The 20,010-nt window shown below is 48.7% G+C and carries 21 protein-coding genes; 9 read left to right on the top strand and 12 right to left on the bottom strand.

Annotation, left to right across the window (positions count from 1 at the left end):
- Positions 1-12 precede the first annotated feature (12 nt).
- Together glpK and ACOJS8_RS11145 are read right to left on the bottom strand one after the other, a co-directional pair.
- Complete coding sequence (glpK, locus tag ACOJS8_RS11150; protein ID WP_420148619.1) at positions 13-1,512, bottom strand: glycerol kinase GlpK; 1,500 nt, start codon at positions 1,510-1,512, stop codon at positions 13-15.
- 23 nt (positions 1,513-1,535) lie between these two features.
- Positions 1,536-2,261 (bottom strand): MIP/aquaporin family protein, encoded by a 726-nt coding sequence (locus ACOJS8_RS11145; protein ID WP_420148618.1) that lies wholly within the window; start codon positions 2,259-2,261, stop codon positions 1,536-1,538.
- Between the two features lie 181 nt (positions 2,262-2,442).
- Here ACOJS8_RS11145 and ACOJS8_RS11140 point away from each other — a divergent pair, with 181 nt between their 5' ends.
- Positions 2,443-3,414, top strand: a complete 972-nt coding sequence (locus tag ACOJS8_RS11140; protein WP_420148617.1) for a zinc-dependent alcohol dehydrogenase family protein — start codon at positions 2,443-2,445, stop codon at positions 3,412-3,414.
- Positions 3,415-3,424: 10 nt separating this feature from the next.
- Here the strand turns inward: ACOJS8_RS11140 and ACOJS8_RS11135 are convergent, their stop codons facing one another.
- Together ACOJS8_RS11135 and ACOJS8_RS11130 are read right to left on the bottom strand one after the other, a co-directional pair.
- Positions 3,425-4,348 carry a glycoside hydrolase family 16 protein gene (locus tag ACOJS8_RS11135; RefSeq protein WP_420148616.1) on the bottom strand — a complete coding sequence of 308 codons (924 nt, stop codon included), beginning with the start codon at positions 4,346-4,348 and terminating at the stop codon, positions 3,425-3,427.
- Positions 4,349-4,462: 114 nt separating this feature from the next.
- Positions 4,463-5,842, bottom strand: a complete 1,380-nt coding sequence (locus ACOJS8_RS11130) for a Gfo/Idh/MocA family protein (protein WP_420148615.1) — start codon at positions 5,840-5,842, stop codon at positions 4,463-4,465.
- A 318-nt stretch (positions 5,843-6,160) separates the two neighbouring features.
- Between ACOJS8_RS11130 and ACOJS8_RS11125 the strand changes: the two genes are divergently transcribed.
- From ACOJS8_RS11125 to ACOJS8_RS11115, 3 genes are all read left to right on the top strand, one after another.
- Positions 6,161-6,970: a methyltransferase domain-containing protein gene (locus ACOJS8_RS11125; protein WP_420148614.1), complete on the top strand. Its 810-nt coding sequence runs from the start codon at positions 6,161-6,163 to the stop codon at positions 6,968-6,970.
- Positions 6,971-7,007: 37 nt separating this feature from the next.
- The gene (locus ACOJS8_RS11120) at positions 7,008-8,789 is read left to right on the top strand and encodes a DUF885 domain-containing protein (protein WP_420148613.1); all 1,782 of its coding nucleotides are present in this window, start codon (positions 7,008-7,010) and stop codon (positions 8,787-8,789) included.
- A gap of 156 nt (positions 8,790-8,945) precedes the next feature.
- A complete protein-coding gene (locus ACOJS8_RS11115; protein ID WP_420148612.1) occupies positions 8,946-9,932 on the top strand; it encodes an amidohydrolase family protein in 987 nt (328 codons plus the stop codon).
- Between the two features lie 121 nt (positions 9,933-10,053).
- Here the strand turns inward: ACOJS8_RS11115 and ACOJS8_RS11110 are convergent, their stop codons facing one another.
- From ACOJS8_RS11110 to ACOJS8_RS11090, 5 genes are all read right to left on the bottom strand, one after another.
- A complete protein-coding gene (locus ACOJS8_RS11110) occupies positions 10,054-10,695 on the bottom strand; it encodes a DUF305 domain-containing protein (RefSeq protein WP_420148611.1) in 642 nt (213 codons plus the stop codon).
- Positions 10,696-10,755: 60 nt separating this feature from the next.
- Entirely contained in the window at positions 10,756-11,238 is a 483-nt protein-coding gene (locus ACOJS8_RS11105; RefSeq protein WP_420148610.1) for a hypothetical protein, read from the bottom strand.
- Between the two features lie 69 nt (positions 11,239-11,307).
- Positions 11,308-11,385 carry a hypothetical protein gene (locus ACOJS8_RS11100; RefSeq protein ID WP_420148626.1) on the bottom strand — a complete coding sequence of 26 codons (78 nt, stop codon included), beginning with the start codon at positions 11,383-11,385 and terminating at the stop codon, positions 11,308-11,310.
- Between the two features lie 146 nt (positions 11,386-11,531).
- The gene (locus ACOJS8_RS11095) at positions 11,532-12,590 is read right to left on the bottom strand and encodes a response regulator (RefSeq protein ID WP_420148609.1); all 1,059 of its coding nucleotides are present in this window, start codon (positions 12,588-12,590) and stop codon (positions 11,532-11,534) included.
- The gene (locus ACOJS8_RS11090; RefSeq protein WP_420148608.1) at positions 12,568-13,785 is read right to left on the bottom strand and encodes a PAS domain-containing sensor histidine kinase; all 1,218 of its coding nucleotides are present in this window, start codon (positions 13,783-13,785) and stop codon (positions 12,568-12,570) included. The genes ACOJS8_RS11095 and ACOJS8_RS11090 overlap by 23 nt, the downstream gene beginning before the upstream one ends.
- Before the next feature lie 134 nt (positions 13,786-13,919).
- Here ACOJS8_RS11090 and ACOJS8_RS11085 point away from each other — a divergent pair, with 134 nt between their 5' ends.
- Both ACOJS8_RS11085 and ACOJS8_RS11080 read left to right on the top strand, forming a co-directional pair.
- A complete protein-coding gene (locus ACOJS8_RS11085; protein WP_420148607.1) occupies positions 13,920-14,246 on the top strand; it encodes a thioredoxin domain-containing protein in 327 nt (108 codons plus the stop codon).
- 12 nt (positions 14,247-14,258) lie between these two features.
- Complete coding sequence (locus ACOJS8_RS11080; protein ID WP_420148606.1) at positions 14,259-14,678, top strand: hypothetical protein; 420 nt, start codon at positions 14,259-14,261, stop codon at positions 14,676-14,678.
- 72 nt (positions 14,679-14,750) lie between these two features.
- Here ACOJS8_RS11080 and ACOJS8_RS11075 read toward each other — a convergent pair whose 3' ends face one another.
- Entirely contained in the window at positions 14,751-15,512 is a 762-nt protein-coding gene (locus ACOJS8_RS11075) for an SDR family NAD(P)-dependent oxidoreductase (protein ID WP_420148625.1), read from the bottom strand.
- A gap of 99 nt (positions 15,513-15,611) precedes the next feature.
- Complete coding sequence (locus tag ACOJS8_RS11070) at positions 15,612-16,520, bottom strand: helix-turn-helix domain-containing protein (RefSeq protein WP_420148605.1); 909 nt, start codon at positions 16,518-16,520, stop codon at positions 15,612-15,614.
- 254 nt (positions 16,521-16,774) lie between these two features.
- Between ACOJS8_RS11070 and ACOJS8_RS11065 the strand changes: the two genes are divergently transcribed.
- From ACOJS8_RS11065 to ACOJS8_RS11055, 3 genes are all read left to right on the top strand, one after another.
- Positions 16,775-17,098, top strand: a complete 324-nt coding sequence (locus ACOJS8_RS11065; protein ID WP_420148604.1) for a hypothetical protein — start codon at positions 16,775-16,777, stop codon at positions 17,096-17,098.
- Positions 17,099-17,166: 68 nt separating this feature from the next.
- Complete coding sequence (locus ACOJS8_RS11060; RefSeq protein WP_420148603.1) at positions 17,167-17,607, top strand: hypothetical protein; 441 nt, start codon at positions 17,167-17,169, stop codon at positions 17,605-17,607.
- Positions 17,608-17,665: 58 nt separating this feature from the next.
- Positions 17,666-18,190 carry a hypothetical protein gene (locus ACOJS8_RS11055; protein ID WP_420148602.1) on the top strand — a complete coding sequence of 175 codons (525 nt, stop codon included), beginning with the start codon at positions 17,666-17,668 and terminating at the stop codon, positions 18,188-18,190.
- Between the two features lie 168 nt (positions 18,191-18,358).
- Here the strand turns inward: ACOJS8_RS11055 and ACOJS8_RS11050 are convergent, their stop codons facing one another.
- Positions 18,359-19,624 carry an MFS transporter gene (locus ACOJS8_RS11050; RefSeq protein ID WP_420148601.1) on the bottom strand — a complete coding sequence of 422 codons (1,266 nt, stop codon included), beginning with the start codon at positions 19,622-19,624 and terminating at the stop codon, positions 18,359-18,361.
- Positions 19,625-20,010: the final 386 nt, after the last annotated feature.

The raw sequence follows: 20,010 nt of genomic DNA, 5'->3' as shown, positions 1-20,010 counted from the left end.
AGGCGTTTCAGTCTATTCTTCCCAGCCGAATGATCGTTCAATTGCTTTTTGCCAGCCGCGTATGAGTTTTTGCCGTTGCGTATCGTCCATGTTGGGCTCGTAAGTTTTGGCAATGCCCCAGTTCTGACGTAAATCATCCAGATTCTGCCAATACCCAACTGCCAAGCCCGCGGCATAAGCAGCGCCGAGTGCAGTGGTTTCCGTCATACGAGGACAAACGACGGGTCTTTCCAGAATATCCGCCTGGAATTGCATCAGCAGTGAATTGACAACCATACCCCCATCGACACGTAGCGAACTGAGCGAAACGCCCGCGTCCTGCTCCATAGCACGCATTACGTCGGCAGTCTGATACGCCGTTGCTTCCAGAACCGCCCGCGCCAGGTGGCCTTTATTCACAAAGCGAGTGAGTCCTGCAATAACGCCACGCGCATCGGCTTTCCAATGAGGGGCGTAAAGACCCGAAAAAGCGGGCACGAAATACGCGCCACCGTTATCGTCAACGGAACGGGCAAGGGTTTCAATTTCGGTACTTTTTTTAATAATACCCAGATTGTCGCGCAGCCATTGCACCAAAGCACCCGTAATCGCTACGCTGCCTTCAAGGGCGTAATGAACGGGTTCATTCTGAAATTGATACGCCACCGTCGTCAGCAACCCGCAGGTAGAAGCTCGTAATTCGGTACCGGTATTCATGAGCAGAAAGCAGCCCGTACCATACGTGTTCTTGGCTTGTCCCGGTTCATAACACGTTTGCCCAACCAGGGCCGCCTGCTGATCCCCCAGAATGCCGGCTACCGGAACGCCCGGCAGGGCTTCGGACGTAACCGTACCGTATACCTCGCTACTTGGGCGGATTTGAGGGAGCATGGCGCGTGGTACGGTGAACTCGGTCAATAGCTGATCATCCCAGTCTAATGTCTGAAGATTCATGAGCTGGGTTCGGCTGGCGTTTGTTACGTCGGTCAGGTGAAGGCCTCCGTCGGGGCCACCTGTCAGGTTCCAGACGACAAACGTATCCATATTGCCAAAGATCGCGTCGCCCCGTTCGGCATCGTCGCGCAGTCCTGCTACGTTGTCCAGCAGCCATTTTAGTTTCAAACCGCTGAAATACGTAGCCAGCGGAAGACCTGTCTGCTGACGAAACCGATCCTGCCCGCCTTCACTCGAATATTGGGCGACTAAATCAGCTGTTCGCATGTCCTGCCAGACGATGGCATTGTAATACGGTTTTCCAGTACGCCGATTCCAGACGACGGTGGTTTCGCGCTGATTCGTGATACCGATGGCAACGATGTTTTGCGAAAATAACTTCGCTTTAATACGTGCCAGTGCAATGACTTCCAGCGTATTCCGCCAGATCTCGTCCGGATCATGTTCAACCCAGCCTGGTTGCGGATAAATCTGCTTATGCTCTTTCTGAGCCAGCGAAACAATCTGTCCCTGACGATCAAAGACGATACAACGGGTGCTGGTGGTACCCTGATCAATGGCCGCTACGTACTGAGGCATAAAATATGTTGACAGAATTGGAATTATAAAGCAAATAATCGAATCAGTAATCCGCCTACAGCCGCACCCACTAACGGGCCGACGATTGGAATCCAGGCGTAACTCCAGTCGGATGATCCTTTGCCGGGAATCGGTAAAAGTGCATGCGCTAAACGTGGACTGAAATCGCGGGCGGGGCTCATGGCGTAACCCGTAGTACCACCCAGCGAAAGGCCGATGCTCCAAACCAGAATACCCACCAGATAGGGACCGACGCCGATGGCTAGTTCACCCAGATTTTTCGAAGAGATACCTGCCAGCCCCAAAATGAGTACCAACGTTGCCAGCGCTTCACTCAGAAAATTGGCGCCTGTGCTACGTATGGCCGGACCTGTAGAGAAGCAGGCTAACTTGGCACCTGGGTCGGGGGTGGCTGCCCAGTGGGGGAGGTAGTGTAACCACACTAACGTAGCGCCCAGAAAAGCGCCGATCATCTGGGCCGTGATATATGGTACTATGTGGCTGTAATCGTTTGTGGCAATAGCGAAAGCAATTGTAACGGCGGGATTCAGATGCGCGTCGATACTGCCAAAGGCTTTGGAAACAAAAACGCCCATGGTTACAGCAAATGCCCAACCCGCCGTAATGACGATCCAGCCCGATGATTCTCCCTTAGTTTGTTTCAGTACAACATTTGCAACAACACCATTACCCAACAGAATGAGCACCATCGTGCCAATTAATTCACCAAGAAACGGAGAGGTCTGCATGAAAAAACAATAGTGGTTAGTCGATAGTCTAGCCTCAACAAGTAGTTTTATCAACTTTTTTACCTATCGACCAGCTTCTATCCACTAACCACTAATTCATGGTTTAGGAATAATTTGTGCAAATTAAATTATATTTTTGCGGTTCTTCCAAATATTTATCCTAAAATTCACTCATTGACAAATGAAAAGTATTGTTTTCAACGAAGTTGGTAATCCTGCTGAAATTCTCAAAGCCACAACTATAGGCTTGCCTGAGCCGGGGCCAAACGAGGTGCGTATTAAAGTCATTGCCAGTCCAGTTAATCCCTCAGACCTGATGTTCGTGCAGAATCTGTACGGCATTCGGCCTCAATTACCATCCGGTGCGGGTTTCGAAGGGGTGGGTATTGTGGATGCACTGGGCGAAGGCGTTCAGATGCGAACAGGCATGCGGGTAAGTTTTACCAGTATTGGTACGTGGTCGGAATATGCGATTGCTCACCAGCGGAGCCTGATTCCTGTGCCTGATACTATACCAGACGACATAGCGGCTCAACTGTTTGTGAATCCGTTTACGGCCTATGCGATGGTTCAGGACTCGGGTGTAAAAGAAGGCGGTTGGCTAATGCTCACAGCCGCCGGATCAGCTTTTGGTAAGCTGGTTATTCAACTGTGTCGAATTCGTGGGATAAAAACCATCGGTACGGTTCGGCGGGATGACCTTAATGATGAATTAAAGTCGCTTGGTCTGACTGAAGTGATCAATACGGAAACCGATAATTTACCAGCCCGCGTCAAACAAATCACTGACGGAGCCGGTGTTTCCTGCGTACTCGATGCCGTTGGTGGACATACCGCTACTGAATCGCTCAAATGTCTTGGTCGGGGTGGGATTATGTTTGTTTATGGGGTTCTGAGCTTGCAGGAGCCAAGTTTCAATGCCGGCCTTATGATATTCCGGGAGCTAACCGTGAAAGGTTTCTGGCTGACGGACTGGATGCGTCGCGTTGACAGCCATACCCGGCAGGAAGTGGCGCAGCAGGTCATTAGTTTACTAAGCTCTGGTCATATTCAGTTGCCTGTTGAGGCCACCTACTCACTCGATCAAATTGCTGAAGCCGTTGAACACGCGGATCGGCCTGGACGCTGGGGCAAAATTCTGATAAAGCCCTGAGCAGGTAGTGTCAGGGCTTCTGGTAAACCCGTACGTAGTCCACTTCAAACCGGCTCGGGAACGTAGTGGTCGATGGATCACCGCCGTTATCGCCCCCGATGGCCAGATTGAGCAGCAGATAATGGGGTTGATGAAACGGATTACGGCCGGCACCATCCTGGTTGATGGTTTCTTTCAGAAGAACTTCGTTCAGAAGCTGATTGTCAACGTATAACCGGATGGCCGTTTCATCCCAGTCCATACGCCAGACGTGAAATTTCGTTGCCCAGTCCGGGTCGTTGAACGTAGCAATCGGCTTTTTGGTACTACGCCATTTCGCCGTGTACCGTTTTTTTGTGGCCCAGGCTACGTTGGCCAGAAGCATGCTTCGATAATATTCCATAATGTCAATTTCACCGTTGGAAGGCCACTCGCCCGAAACACCCAGCGTCCAGAAAGCAGGCCATAGCCCAGAGCGGATATCGATACGTCCCCGCATTTCAAAACGACCGTACTGCCAGCAGTGTAAACCGTTCGTATTCAGGCTGGACGAAGTATAGTCAACGGCTGGCCGGCTGGCTTTCCAGTCGGAGCTATTTGCCTGATAATTTGGATTGACAAGCTCTTCGCGACGGCCTTCAATGATGAGCATCCCTTTTTCGCAGCGAGCATTATCCGGCTGATACCACTGTAATTCGTGGTTACGTACCAACCCATGCTCGAATTTCCAGTTCCTAGAATCAGGGGCTCCGTCTACATCGAACTCGTCGGCCCAGACAAGTTTCCAGGCTGTATCGACTGGAGTCGTAGTGGAACGTAGCGCGGATGAAAACCTACGATTATTGACAAACGTATTGGTTGGAAATCGCGGTCTTTCATCCGTAGTACTACGTTTCGTCCACGCTACGTTGGTTTCGGCAAGCACGGTGACTAATAAAACGAGCAGGAAGGGCATAACTAAGGTGAACAAATAGGGTTCGACCCCGCCTGATCAGATGTTTATAGAAATAATTTCAGCTATAAACATCTGACCAGGCGGGGTCGAACCGGGTTGACTAATACGCTCAGGCTATACTTTATTTGGGTCGGGATGCTTCCACGGATCACGGTAGTCGCGCGCCAGAAGCTTCGTTATCTCCCGATCACCTACGACTTCTCGTTTTTTCGGATCGTACACAACCGGCCGACCTACTTTCATCGACAGATTAGCCAGAATACAGCTCGCGGTAGAAATATGACCTTCTTCAATATCAGCGACAGGGCGGCTGCCTTTATCGATCGCATCGAGGAAGTTAAGCATGTGCAGACGAGTCGCCGGAGCTGCATTTAACTCAATTTTCGGATTGGTTGGTTCGGTAAGATCTTCAGGATATTTCTCTTTTTCGTAGACTACATCCAGGTGGATCTTCTTGCCATTTTTATCGTCGGGTATAAAATCAGCCTGCATGGTACTGGCCCACAAGGTGCCTTTGTCGCCGTACAGGGTAAACGACCACGGATAATCCGGATTGTTGGGCGTACCCCACGTGCGATGCTGCCACACGCAGTTTAGGCCGTCATACTCAAAAACCGCCGATTGCGTATCGGAAATATTGGATTTGCCATCTTTCTGAACGTAAATACCTCCTTCCGAACTGATACGTTTTGGCCAGCCAAGTTTCAGCATCCAGCGTACCGTATCGAACATGTGAATGCACATGTCGCCCGTAATGCCATTGCCATATTCCATGAAGGTACGCCACCAGCGCACATGCGGCAACCCATCGTAAGGACGTAGCGGTGCAGGACCTGTCCACATGTTATAATCCAGAAAATCGGGTACGGCCTGTACGGGCGGGTTGCCATTGTTGCGCATGTGCAGATAGCAGCACATCTCAACGTGCGAGACTTTGCCGAGTAAGCCCGCGTCCACAATCTCGTTTTTCGCCGTAATCAGGTGGGGCGTACTTTTTCGCTGCGTGCCTACCTGAACTACCTTGTTGTACTTACGAGCCGCAGCAACCATCGCTTCGCCTTCCATTACGTCGACGCTGATAGGTTTCTGGACATACACGTGAGCGCCCGCTTTTACGGCATCGATCATCTGGAGCGCATGCCAATGGTCGGGGGTTCCAATCAGCACAATATCCAGCTTGTTATCGGCCAGCATCTGGCGGTAATCACCATATAATTTGGGCACCTTACCCGATTTCTGACGCTGACTAACCAGTTTGGCGGCATCATTGAGCATATTTTTGTCAACATCACAGAGGGCTACCACTTCAACGGGAGCCACCTGAATCAATCGAAACAAATCGCTTTTCCCATACCATCCCGTACCGATCAATCCTACGCGGAGATTCTGGGGTGGGTTAATCAGGTCTAAACCTCGTTCGCCAAATGTCGAGAGGGCCAGAGCGGCTGAAGAGCTCTGAAGAAAACGGCGCCGGTTAATATTGAACGTATGCATGCAAGTTTAGGGGTCGGACAGCAACATCCGGATTTACGGGTTGAGAGACGAGTTCGTTACAGGCTGTACCGGCGAACTCACCGAATAAAGCCTGGTTCATGGCGTAAATACTCCTGACAATACGTTAAATATTCAGCGACAGGGTACTTAGGAGGTTTTGGATAAAATCCTCATATATTGAGCACTGCACAGCTGTCAGATGTTTGTGCGTGTATATTTGTGACTGACCAGCGAGTAATTCACTATTTGGAAAAATAGAACTTTTTAAAATCTTTGGGTTCGTTGCATTTCTGTGGTTACCTGAAAAAGACTACACACATGGCTAATGAAGTGGCGAATGAGCGGGCGAAAATGCCTGCCGCCCCTAATCCGGTTCTGGAGCGACGGACGGTCGAAAATGCGAATCGAAACCTGTTGAAATATCTGAAACCGGGTATTCGTGTGCTCGATATGGGGTGTGGTTCGGGAGCGATCACTCGTAGTATTGCCGATAAAGTTGGTCCGACAGGTTACGTACTGGGCGTAGACCCGAACGAGAAACTGATTGAACAGGCCCGACAGAACTCGGCTGGTCAGCCCGGACTTGCTTTTGAACAGGGTGATGTTTATACGTTTGACACCCCCGATCGGTTCGACGTAGTGACCTGCGCCCGGACCTTGCAATGGCTGGCTCAACCCAAAGAAGCGCTCATCAACATGAAACGGCTGGTGAAGCCGGGTGGGTACCTGACCATACTCGACTTTAATCATGAAAAGCTGACCTGGATTCCAGAACCACCCAAAGCGATGCGGCTGTTTTACGACGCTTTTTTGAAATGGCGACAGGACGCTGGTTTTGATAACGCCATTGCAGACCACGTAAACGAATTGATGCTGGAGATTGGCTTTCAGGACGTAGCAATAGAACCGCAGCATGAAACGGCCAGGAGAGGTGATGCCAACTTTACTGTAGACAGCCGGTTATGGGCTGAAGTAGCTGAACTGCGGGGACCGCAACTGGTGAAAGCCGATTATATCACGGAAGAGCAGCGGTTACAGGCCATTGCAGATTATGACAGCTGGATTGCAACAGTAGGGGAGTCGATGCGTGTGTATCTGCTGGCTGTAGAAGCCCAACAGCCTGATTAAATGTATTTTGCCGTTTTACTGAATCCTTACCACCACTATGAAAAAAAGCATTATTATATCCCTCCTCATGGCTACGATGATTGGCTGCCAATCCAATAACAAGGAACAAACAACGACCACATCCAATGCCGATTTCGCGGCCGTATTGGACGATTATTATGAACAACGGTTGAAGCTTTTTCCGTTCGAAGCCACACAACAAGGTGATACGCGCTATAATGATCTGTTTCCTAACGATGTTTCGCAGGCATTTTTGATGGAAACTAAAACGTTTTATACCAGTACATTAGACAAACTGAAAGGTTTTGACCGGGAGAAACTGTCGGACGAAGACAAAATTTCCTCCGATATTCTGAAACGCGAAATGGAGCTTCAATTGGAGCAGTATCCGTTTCATCAGGAGCAGATGCCGTTCAATCAGTTTGTGGGCAATACGTTGCTGTTTGGCCAGTTAGGAAGTGGCGAAGGTGCGCAGCCCTTTAAAACCGTGAAAGATTATGACGATTGGTTAAAACGTGTTTCGGCTTTTGTAGCCTGGGGCGATACGGCCATTGCTACGTTCCGGCAAGGGGTAGCCAGCGGACGCATTTTGCCAAAAAGTCTGGTTGTCAAGATGATTCCGCAGATGACGGATCTGGTCGTGAGCGATCCAACGAAAAGTCTGTTTTACGGTCCTATTAAGAAGCTACCACAATCTTTTAGCGCGTCAGAAAAAGAACGTCTGACAACTGCTTACCAAAAAGCCATTACGGAACAAATTGTACCAACGTATCAGAAACTTGGCACGTTTCTGAAAGAAGAATATCTGCCAAAGGCGCGTACTACGTCGGGAATTGATGCTATTCCGCAAGGTCCTGAATTATACCAGTATCTGATTAAAACCTGGACGACAACCAACGATACGCCGGAACAAATCCATCAGATTGGTTTAAAGGAAGTCGCCCGAATTCGGGCCGAGATGGAAAACGTGAAAGCGCAGGTTGGTTTTCAGGGAAGCCTGAGCGAATTTTTTACGCATCTCAAAACCGATAAGAAATTTTATCCATACAAAACCCCAAAGGACGTATTGAATGCTTTTAACATTATCCTGACCAAGATTGAACCGAATCTGAAAAAGTATTTTACTACAACGCCCAAGTCGAAATTTGAAGTGCGGCAGACCGAGAAATTCCGGGAAGCTTCGGCTAGTGCTGAATACAATCCGGCATCGGCGGATGGGAGCAGACCAGGTATTTTCTACGTCCCAATTCCGGATGCGACGAAATTTAACGTAACGTCGGGTATGGAGTCGCTGTTTCTGCACGAAGCCATTCCAGGGCATCATTATCAGGTTTCGCTGCAACAGGAAAATACCAGTCTACCTAAATTCCGGCGGTTTGCCTGGTACGGTGCCTACGGCGAAGGCTGGGCGCTTTACTGTGAATCGCTCGGGAAAGAACTGGGCTTATATACTGACCCTTATCAATACATGGGTGCCCTGGGCGACGAAATACACCGCGCTATTCGCCTGGTAGTCGATACGGGCCTTCATACCAAACACATGACCCGTGAGCAGGCCATCAAGTATATGATGGACAACGAACCCATTGCCGAAGAGGGGGCTACGGCCGAGATTGAGCGCTACATGGCCATTCCGGGGCAGGCTCTATCGTACAAAATCGGTGCGCTGAAGATTCGTGAGCTACGGTCGAAATACGAACAGCAACTAGGAAATAAATTCAATCTGGCTGCTTTCCACGATGAGTTTCTGAAAGACGGCTGTATGCCATTGGACGTACTGGAACGCAAGATGGATGCCTGGGCCGCGCGTCAGAAGTAAGTCTGTGCGTAAGGGCGGTCCCTTCTTTTAATGAATATTTTTTGAGGAAAATCCTTTATGTTAAAACTACGTAATGATACTTTGTGTAGTTTTGACATAAAGCCGGATTTGTTACGTAGCAACTCTTCAAAAGCCTGGCCTGACCCTTATTCTTATATGAGAGCATTTATCCTGACAGTAGCCTGCCTGTTTGTAGTCGGTATTTCACTGGCTCAAACTGAACCGCCCAGACGGCCACTTCCTATTATTGATGTGCATGTTCATGCCATGAAGGTGAATCCTGGTTTTGCCATCGAAATGTGTCCCTGGTTTCTGAAAGATATGCCTGGTGGCGACCCGAATCAGCAGATGCGCGCCTTTCTAAATGCGAGTTGTGTTGATCCGTTGCAACCCGCAAAATCTGATCAGGAAATGGAAGCTGCGGTGCTGGCGACGATGGAGCGGCTCAACATGACAATTATAGCCTACGGCGATCCCCAGATACTACGTCGGTGGAAAAAAGCAGCTCCCGATCGCGTGATTCCGGGCATTGGTGTTAGTTCGCCTAAAGACATGACCGTTCAGGCATTCACCGATTCGCTTTCATCGGGCTTCTATAAGGTTATGGGCGAAGTCGCTCCTCAATACCAGGGACTTTCGCCAAGTGACATGTCGCTGGACGGTTATTTTGCAGCTGCCGAAAAATTAAATATTCCTGTAGGTATACATATGGGAACGGGCGGCAATGGTATGGCCAATATTACGTCGGCTAAGTATCGGGCGTCGTTGGGAAGACCGTTTTTGCTCGAAGACCTGTTGGCTCGTCACCCCAAGTTGAAAATATGGGTTATGCACGCAGGCTATCCTATGATTGAGGAGATGATTGCGCTAATGGGGGCAAACGCCTACGTCTATGTCGATCTGGCGGGCTTCATCTGGAGCTATCCACAGGAGGAAATCCATGCTTATCTTAAACGCCTGGTGCAGGCGGGCTTCGGTAAACGGATTCTGTACGGCACTGATTTTATGATCTGGCCAAAGCTATTTGAAGCGTCAATTAGCGTGATTGAAAATGCCGACTATCTGTCTTTCGAGCAGAAACGAGACATTTTATTCAATAATGCCGTTCGCTTTTTCCGTTTGGATGCCAGTAAATTTAAGTGAGACGGGTCAGAACTTCATGGTGCCGATACATATCGGCACCATGAAAACACCTCATGATTACCCTGGGCAAATCGTTGAAAAGCTGATGCTACGTTAGCTCTGTTGCTTATTCAGCGGCCTTTCAGCGTTTACCTATATTCTTGATAATGTCGAGGTCCAGTTTCGCTTTTTCGACGGACTGCTGAGCAAAGTTTCGCAACTCGGTATTTTTGCCGAACTGTAAGTAACTTGTAGCCAGATTGATGGCATCCTGCCGTTGGTCGCTCAGCAGAATCGCCATGTTTGCCCAGGGATTTTGGGTCAGTTTGTAGGACGAAGCGGATTGCTTTATTTTTTCGCTAATAGCCGCAATGACTTGTTTCTGCTGTTTGACAAAGGCGGTATTCGGTTTCACTGGTTTGAGTTCGTTCTGCAACTTGTCGATGGTTGCTAGATCGGTCTCAGCGGTCGAGAGCATGGTTTTAGCGGCCTGGGTTAAGGCGGAGTCAGATTGTGCGTCAATAATTCCCTTCAATAACTCCTGCGTCCCCTGCATATGCAACCGAGCCTGGGCGACGTAATCGATATCTGGGTCGCCGGTAAGTTTCAGTTTTTTCATCTTCGCAATCATCTGCTGAACAGAGGGTAGCAGATCGATTTTCAGAGGCTGATCGGTAGCCTTACCGGCTTTGCTACTGTCGGCAACGGGGACTTTTTGGGCAAATACCCCAGTTATGGCCGCGCTGAGAAGAAAAGCTAGTAGACAGATGGTTCCTTTACGCATAATTGATATAGCAGATAAATAAAATCTTGATGTTGTCGATAAGCCAGCGGTCCTGAGCACTTAAGCTGCCAGCCAACTAGTTGCTGGAATACAGGATAACGTGTGTTCGAATTCGCGAACTAGCTCAGGTGTAAGAAACGGTTCGGACGCACTGAGGCAACGTACCTGCGTACTAACCTGGCTCCGGCAGGCCATAAAAGCGGATAGAACCTCAGTCTGCCCCGTATCGATTATCAGGTAATCGTACCGACGTAGTAGCAGATAAATGGATAATACCAGCTTGGGATCACCCGGTAAAATTTCGGTTTTGAAATGATTTGGCCCGGATGTCGGAATAAAATTCAGCCAATACGTCAGACGCTCACTGGCCTCCTGCTTCGCCTGGTGGTACGTAGCGGCTTTCAGCGGCTGGCCAGACGCCTGTGGAAGCGAAAAAGCATAAACAATGGTCAGATCGATAGCTTCGGTTTGTTGTTCGAGCCAACGATTCAGCGACAGAGCCGTGTCGACAGAACCGTCAGTGAACAAAAGAGATTTTTTCATGCGTTATCCTGGCAGGTGACTCGCCAAAAGTACGCGGCCCTCGTGAGCTAAAGACTGACTTACCTTAACTCACAAGTTGATTTTAACCAGCCCGTCGTGTTTGAATTCACTCAGGGTACGAATCAGCGATTCGGTGGCGGTTCCGATGACGGCGGCCAGATCATCGCGGGAGAGCTAAAACGGGGCAGCGGGGTCGCCACCTGGATGTAACATTAGTCTGATCTGATGATGACTGGCCCAACTGGTAAGTTATCTGAGCTTAAAGCTGAGTATAACTCAGGTTACTAACTGGCTCACCAATTGGCCCGGCGCAGCTTATCAGGTTTCAATACGCGTATACCTGCTCCGGTGATTTCGATCAGCCCGTCGTGTTTGAATTCGCTTAGGGTACGTATCAGCGATTCGGTGGCGGTTCCGATCACGGCGGCTAAATCATCGCGGGAGAGTTGAATAGGCGGGGCGGGTTCGCCAGTTGGTAATGGCTCCTGAAGACGTAACAGCGCATCCGCTACGCGCCGACGTAATGAATTGTAGGCCATGCCGAGCAATTGATCTTCCCGGTCACTAACGCGCCCTGCTAACAATCGGACAAACTGACGACCTATTTCGGGTTGGGAAGTAAGCAACTGGCGGAAATCTTCCTTCGGAATGTACACCAGCTCAGAGTCTTCGAGTGTCAGGGCTGAGTCGGTGTAGTTAGTTTCTTCGAGCAGCGCCAGATCGCCAAAAAACTCGCCCGGACCGTACAGACCCGTCACCAGTTCCTTGCCGTCGTTGTTGGTACGTGTGGTTTTGATACGTCCGCTTTTCAGGAAATACAGTCGTGTGGGCTCGTCGCCCTCGGTATAAATAAACTGTTTCCTGGGAACGTAGTGCGCCTTGCGGTCGACCGATAAACTATGCAGGCCACCTACCGAGCGGGCGTCGTTCAGAAATTGCGTCAGCCCTTCCTGTTTTAAATTATAGTCTTCAGCCCGTAGCTTACTGAAACGGTTAAGTCGGCCCTCTACGGCGCTGAGCAGTTCGGTATCGTCAAACGGTTTGGTCAGGTAATCGTCGGCACCGAGTTCCATGCCTTTCCGGAAATCAACCCGTTCGGATTTAGCCGTTAAAAAAATGAACGGTATGCCATTGAGTTCGGGGTTTTTATTGACGATGTGCAACACGCCGTAACCATCCAGAACCGGCATCATGATGTCGCAGATAATCAGGTCAGGACGATCCGCCAGCGCCAGTTCTACACCGATTTTACCATTTTCGGCAGTTGCTACGTTGTAGCCGGCCAGTTCCAGAATCTCTGCCGTATTCTCCCGAATATCAGCGTTGTCTTCAATGAGCAGAATTGTTTTCATGGGGGAATGTAAGCGTTACGGTAGTGCCTTTGCCGAGCTGGCTGGTCAGTTCAATGGTGCCGCCCAGCAGTTCGAGGTATTTGGCAACAATATGCAGGCCGAGGCCCGTCCCTGCAAGGTTAATGGCATTTTTAGCCCGGAAAAAACGTTCGAACAAATGCTTTTGATCGTCGGTCGAGATACCGATTCCCTCATCGCGGATGGTCAATTGAAAATCCGATTCCTGACGTTGAGCCGTTACGTTGACGGTCTGGTTTTCGCCCGAATATTTAATGGCATTGGACAGCAGATTGACCAGAATTTTCCGTAGAAGCGATGGGTCGCTGAGCACAGGTTCCAGACAATCGATCTGCGTTTTAATCGATTGCCCAGCTTTCAGCATATCCTGCAAATCCGTAATGACCTCCTCAATCAGTTCCGGTACGTTCACCCACGACCAGGTAGCCGCTACGCGCCCTTCTTCCAGCCGTCCGACAGACAGGAATTCTTCCAGAATATTGTTCAGATGATTGACCGATGATTTGATGCGGTGAATGTGCCGGAGCCGCTTATCCTGCTGATCGCCAGCGGGGTATTTTTCGATGAGCGAGGCCGAGGAAAGGATGGCACTCAACGGCGTCCTGAATTCGTGCGACGCCATCGACACAAAGCGGGATTTTAGTTCGCCCAGTTCGCGCTCAGCAGCCAGAGCTTTGGCCAGTTCATCTTTCGATTGTTCGAGCTGGTGCAACGTAGCCATAAGCGCATGGGTGCGGTCAATGACTTTCTGCTCCAGTTCAGCGTTGAGTTGCTCGATGCGGCTTTTCTGTTCAAGTAAAGTCTGCTCAACGTCTTTCTTTGCCGTAATGTCGATAATATACGCTACGGCCAGCAGAGCATTATCCCTATAGAAATAACTCAGACTGATTTCGGCCGGGAACACCGAACCGTCCTGCCGTTTGGCGTATAAGTCGCGGCCGTGGCCCATGGCTCGCACCGATGGATTTGCATTGAACGACGCACGTAATTGGGCATGACGACCCACCACCGAATCGGGCACCAGCGCGTCGATGGATATGGCGTCCATCTCATCCTCACGGTAGCCAAACAACGCGCGTGCATGTCGATTCGAGGAAACAATACGTCCCTGTTCATCGGAAACAATAATGCCAATGGTGGCGTGCGTAAAAACGGCCTCAAACGAATCGTCGAACATCGTAGTCAATCTTTTCGCAAAGTAAAGGTCTACGCGCCGAATGCGGTTGATGCAAATCAGTTTTCGGATTGATCTACGTCACAAACTGGCGATTATAATTAGGCCAATTTTGACTCATTAACCGGATTATTGTCATGGCCCCTTACTCTTCGTTGATGACGTTGGCTCCGCAAGTGCCTGTTTTGTTGGTCTTTACGCCTGCTACGTCAGGACAACGCAGCGAAATAGAACAGCTTCTGGAAAGAGCCCGATCTCTTCTAAACCCAGGTTTGCAGATTATGCGCGTCAGCGAAACAACCCACCCGGAGGTGGTCCGTAGCTTTGGTATTACGTTATTGCCGGCTTTCGTACTGCTCCAGAGCGGGCAGGAGTTATGGCGTTATTCCGGTCCCGTCGATAGCTCTGAACTGTTTCAGGAGTTAGGCAATCAGATGGAGCAATCATCGCTGAAAACCCGTTAATCGTCCATTTACATGAACCGTACAGCATCTACCGATTCATCCCGTCCGTTCACATCAACGGAGGGCTGTCAGCAGGATCATCAGCGTTGGCAACAAATTATTTGTCAGCAGGAAGAAGAAATACGTCAGCTTCGTGCACTTTTACTCGACGTTATGAATCATTACAATTCCCGGAGTCTGCGTCACGACGCCGTTGATTATTACCGGGATCTCAATAAGCTGCAAATCAAACTCGACCGGCTGCATCGTGATCTGGTTTGTGAACGAGCCGATTGTTTAGTCGCTGAGAAGAATTTGGCCTGTGCTGATTCCCGGTTTGGTTTATCAGCCACGATTGAGCGTCATGCTACGTTGCTCGCCCATGAGTTTACCCGGATCAAAGACGGCTGCCTTCAATTTCTGGCAGGAATGATGAGTTTGAATAGGTTGTAGGGCAGAGGGCAAGGGCAGAGTAAGGAGTTAGAATTCTTTTTACCCTCTGCCCGTACCCCTCTGCCCTCTGCCTTACAACGCCTGCCCACCGGAAACTTCAATACGTTGGGCGTTGATCCAGCGGGCTTCATCGGTGCACAAAAAGGCTACGACACCGCCAATATCATCGGGCAGGCCAACGCGCCCTAGAGCCGTGATACTCGCAATGCGGTCGTTCATTTCTTTATTGTCGCGCACGCGCCCTCCGCCAAAATCAGTTTCTATCGCTCCCGGCGCTACTACGTTGACGGCAATACGTCGCGGCCCCAGTTCCAGCGCCATATAGCGCGACAGCACTTCTATCGCTCCTTTCATCGAGCCATAGGTCGAAGAGCCAGCATACGTAATGCGCGCCAGTCCGGAAGAGATGTTAATGATACGTCCGCCATCGTTCAGGAGCGGCAAAGCTTTTTGTGTGAGAAAAAAGACCCCTTTGTAATGAATGTTGACGATGGCGTCAAGCTGCTCTTCAGTGGTTTCGGCAAAAGGTGCGTAAAGGGCGGTTCCGGCATTGTTGATTAAAAAATCGAAACGATCGGTCGAAAAGGTTTCGTGCAGAACAGTTTTTAATTGATCGAAAAATTGGTCGAAGCTTTTCACATCGGCCGTGTTAAGCTGAAGCGTAGCCGCTTTTTGGCCTGCTTTCTCAATTTCAGCAACGACGGCCTCTGCTTCGTCCTTTTTGCTGTTATAAGTCAGAATGACGTCGATGCCTTTTTGGGCAAGGCTAAGCGCCATGTTTTTACCCAATCCGCGGCTGCCGCCGGTCACTAACGCGATTTTGTTACTGCTCATCATTTTCTGGTTGTTTATGATAAGGCAAAGATAGAGCAGCAGTCGGGTCATCTGTTTGCAAGTATCAATCCGAAATTTGCAAAATTCAAATTACTGGTGTCAGGCGCGAAAAATTACGGGAGCCACTGTCGTTTGCTTCTTGAAAAAATTGGAAAAGTGAGCGACCTCTTCAAAACCCAGCGAATACGCGATTTCGGATATAGTCCAGTCCGTTTGTTTCAGAAGGATTTTGGCCTCCTGAACAATCCGGCTGCCAATCAATTCCGTCGTAGTCTTACCGGTATTCTCCTTAAGGACTTTATTCAGGTGATTGACGTGTACCGAGAGCCTGTCCGCAAAATCTTTGGCGGTACGTAGCGTGAGTTTCTGGTGCGGAGATTCAATCGGGAATTGCCGTTCCAGCAGTTCAATAAACAGGGAAGAAACCCGCGCGGATGCCGTATGCGTCGGATAAAGGGACGTAGCAGGTTGTAGTTTCTGCCCGTAATGAATCAGTTCGAGAACGTAGTTACGTAGCAGATCGTACTTGTAAACGTAGTCTGATCCGATCTCTTTAGACATTTTCCGGAAGATGTACAGCAGGTCTTCGGTGTTCTCGTCGGAAAGCTGAAAAACCGGATAACCGCCTGGTTTAAAAACCGGTAGCTCGTCCAGAACGACGCCACTTTTATGCTGGATCAGAAAATCGGCGGTAAAAATGCAGAAATAACCAGCCAGACCTTCCTCCTGTGGAATCCAGTGATACGGTATTTTAGGGGTAGCAAACAGCAGTGCACTCTTCTCGATATCGATCACTTTGTCGGCATACTCGGCTTTGCTACGTCCGCGGATCAGGCTGATTTTGTAATAAGCCCGTCGGTTGTACGGCATCAGGCGAGGGTTTTTATTGACTCTGGCCTGTACTTCCTCTATATTAAATACGTTAAAATGACCGATCTCTTTGTTGAGATCTTCAGGAATTAACGTAGCAATTTCTCTGTAAAATCCTTCCAGTGTTGTCGTTTTCATAACAAACCTTAGTTGCAAAAATCAAATATAAGATTTTTTAGCGTAGGTTGTAGTAACGGGCGCGAAGGGCTTCTTTATCTGTTACGTAGCGTTCGGCAATTTTCTGATGGAACAAATAGCCGTCTGTGAAAATTTTGATTTGCAGCCTTTTCACAGAATTTAATTATATATTAAATTAAATATATTTGATTGTATTTTTAGCTGTTAGTTGGCATATAACCCATTATAAACCAGTTTAAAACCAGGTTCAAGCTATGAGACAGGCGATCTTTCTTCTACTGACATGGTTCACAACGAATCTGAGTAATCCTGACGATCCTATTATTAAAGTAACAAGAGCAGCTACGAATGTTCAGATCAAACAAACCGAGCAGCAGGCTTTACAGCAATATGGAGTCAAAGCGGAGATCAAGGTACTCGAGCGTAACAGCGCAGGGGAGATTACGAGCCTAACGTGTGTGCGCATGGATCGGGCAGGCAAAGAATCCAGCTCCTGTTCATCTGACAATTTCGGGTTGCTAATTATTACCCGAAATGGCTGCAAGATTGCCGACCTGGGGTACGAAAGCCAGATTTAGCGATAGTACTGATTATACAACAGAAGAATTTACCTTTTCCAGCTTTACTTTCTTAAACTCGTCATCCAATGAAGCACTCAATGCATACGCTCCTTATACTTGTGGCCGTAGCCTGCTCTACAACCTTGTTTGCTCAAGTTAAGGTCACTACCCAGATTACCGGTGACGCCACTACGGGTAAACAACTGATTCAAGCTACTGTCAGCGGTGGATCGGGTCAGTACAGTTACGCTTGGGGCCTCAACTCACCTGGTGTTGTTCCGCCAAATAATGCGTCGGAGGTTTTGCTGGCTCCGGCTCAAGATGCGGAATACATTGTCTTTGTTAGAGATAAGCAAACAGGAGCTAGTGCTTATTCGACTATTGCCGTGAAAGCACCCGTTGTCAATGAAAAGCACCTGATCAGAATGCCTGGTGAGGATTATAAAATGAAGTATCACTACATTGGAACAGGAGCGCTTCCGGCCCAACGAAGAAATAAGTGGTTTCTCTACGACACTAGAGATTAATTAGTGCCGTAGATCTCAGTTAAGTTAATATAACGGCAGTGATACAACAGGTTTTAATATGAAATTCCTTATAACTTGGTATTGTCTGCTAAACCTTGGAATAGGTGTTTATCGAACAAATGCCCAGCCAGGCTATCCACCTCCCTGTGACCAAGCTAAGCAGGTCAAACTAGACACGGACGAAAATAAGCGACAAATTTTACTCGACTTCATTCGTAGCTGCAAGGAAAAATACTGGTTTAACAATAAGGGAATCATCCTGTTGCGAGAACATCAAAACGCAGAAGGCAAACAATGCTGGCTACTCTTGCCTAGTATCGATGATAGTTACAAGGATAATCCGCCTAGTCGGTTTGCCTCATTTAACGGAGATATTATCCTAATTTCCGACGCTTATTCAAATGGCAGGGCCAAACCAACAGCAGGTGATAGAACCGGGTTAAATCAATGTCTACAGCAAATCATTGGTGACCGCGTTTATACTAGGCCTACAATGCAAAGAGAAGCTTCTCGAATGTATAGAGGCAGCCTAATTGTAGTTTTTAACCTTGATGGTAGTTACGAAAAGTTACTTCCTCTTTAGTATAATTTCAAGATAAACTATCTTTTGCTGTTCAGTCAAATTCTAATCATTTTCACATTACATGTTCTTAGTCATAAAATTTGGCTGAGAATAGTGCTGACCTATTTGTTGTATCAGCCTATTGCTTTGGTGTTCTCCTGAGAAAGCTGAACGAATCGCTACGTTCCGTTAATGCCCGGCCATACCAGATACCTGCTTGACTTGCTGCCCTGTTTTCCTCTGCATACGGCTAAAGAGAGTAATCAGAATCAGGAGTAAACCAATAGGCACGAGCGAGAAATAGAATGCGGTTTGTCCACCGTAGATTTCAAAAACGCGACCCGTAATGATGGAACCTGTGGTGCCGCCGAGCGCCGAAAAAATAACAATCAAACCCGCCATCGGCCCGTGCTGACGTAGCGGCAAACTGCTCAGTATGGCCGAGTTGATGGCCGGATAAATTGGCGCAATGAACAAACCAATCAGCGGAAAGACAAAAGCCGCTACGGGAGCATTTCCCCAGCCTGTTACGTTACTACCATCGACTGAGGCCGCTAGTGGTAAGGCCAGCAGCACCAGTCCCGCCGAGACAACCAGGCAAATCATCAGGAGCCAGTACCACGAAATGCGACTTAGCAGAACGCCCGCCAGAAACCGACCAGCCGCTGTAGAAGCGGCCAGAATGCTGGCCATCTGAATACTAAGCGAGGTGGGTAATTTCAGGATTTTGCTGTTAAAAGTCGGGAGCCAGCTCATAATTCCCTGCTCCATTAATACGTACACAAACGCTGTTATGACAAAAACCAGCACCACGGGCGTAATAGCCAGACGTAGCATATCGCTCAGATCGTCCATAATACCTTTGGTGGCTTCATGCTGAACGCTCGACTCATCGATGGACGTACTGAGCAGGAGCAGAAAAGCGGCCAGCGCAATGCCAGCCAATACGTAGTAAACCGTGAGCCAACTGGTCGACTTCAGGTTGATATCATCCACAAACGCGCTGAACAGAAAATAGCCTGAAAGAACACCAATCATAAAAAACGATTCCAGAAAATTCATAAAACTGGCGTGTTCGTTCGAGTCATTTGTTACCAGGCCGATGGTGGCAAATACGGACACTTTGATCAGCGCAAACCCCGCTCCCGTTGCCGCAAACAGCAATTTGGTTGTCCAGAAAGCCGGAACCTGCGGCATTAACAGACAAGCAACGGCGACCAGCCCCAGCGCCCCCAGCATCGATCGTTTGTACCCGATACGCGTTATATACGAGGCTACAATGAACGAGACAATCGCGATACTCAAATCCTTGAATGCTTCAAGAATACTGGCTGCGGATTCAGAAACGCTATAATTATTCTGGACCTGTAAAATCACCGTGCCGACACTGTTGAGCAGAATAGCAAAAACGAAATAATTAAGCAGTAGCGAAAGTTTAATGCGCCAGTGGGCCATTGGGTGCGGTGATTATGGAGTTTAGGACAAAAATATACGGTTTTCTTTCGACAGGGTTTACAAGATTGACGGGTTTTTCTTCTCATGAAATCATCCTGCAAATCCTGTCGAAAGAAAAACGTGTTGGCTAGAAACGGTTAGACGCACATTTCGCATTTTTGCTACGTTAATCCGTCTGACTATTGGACAAAACCCTCGTTTTCTGGTTACACACTATAGATCATCTTACGTATTCCTTTGGCAAATTCACCATTCCCAAAATCGCCCGACCAACTGTTTGGTACATTGTTTCGTGATGTACAGTTGAGCCACGTATTTACAGATTCCAAAACATTTGTCGACTGTGTACCCAAGCTGGCCCCCAACGATTTACTCGCGCTTTATGA

The organism is Spirosoma sp., assembly GCF_048594605.1.
Lineage (GTDB): Bacteria > Bacteroidota > Bacteroidia > Cytophagales > Spirosomataceae > Spirosoma.
Note: the sequence above shows the minus strand (reverse complement) of the source record. Positions and strands in the feature narration are given on the sequence as shown.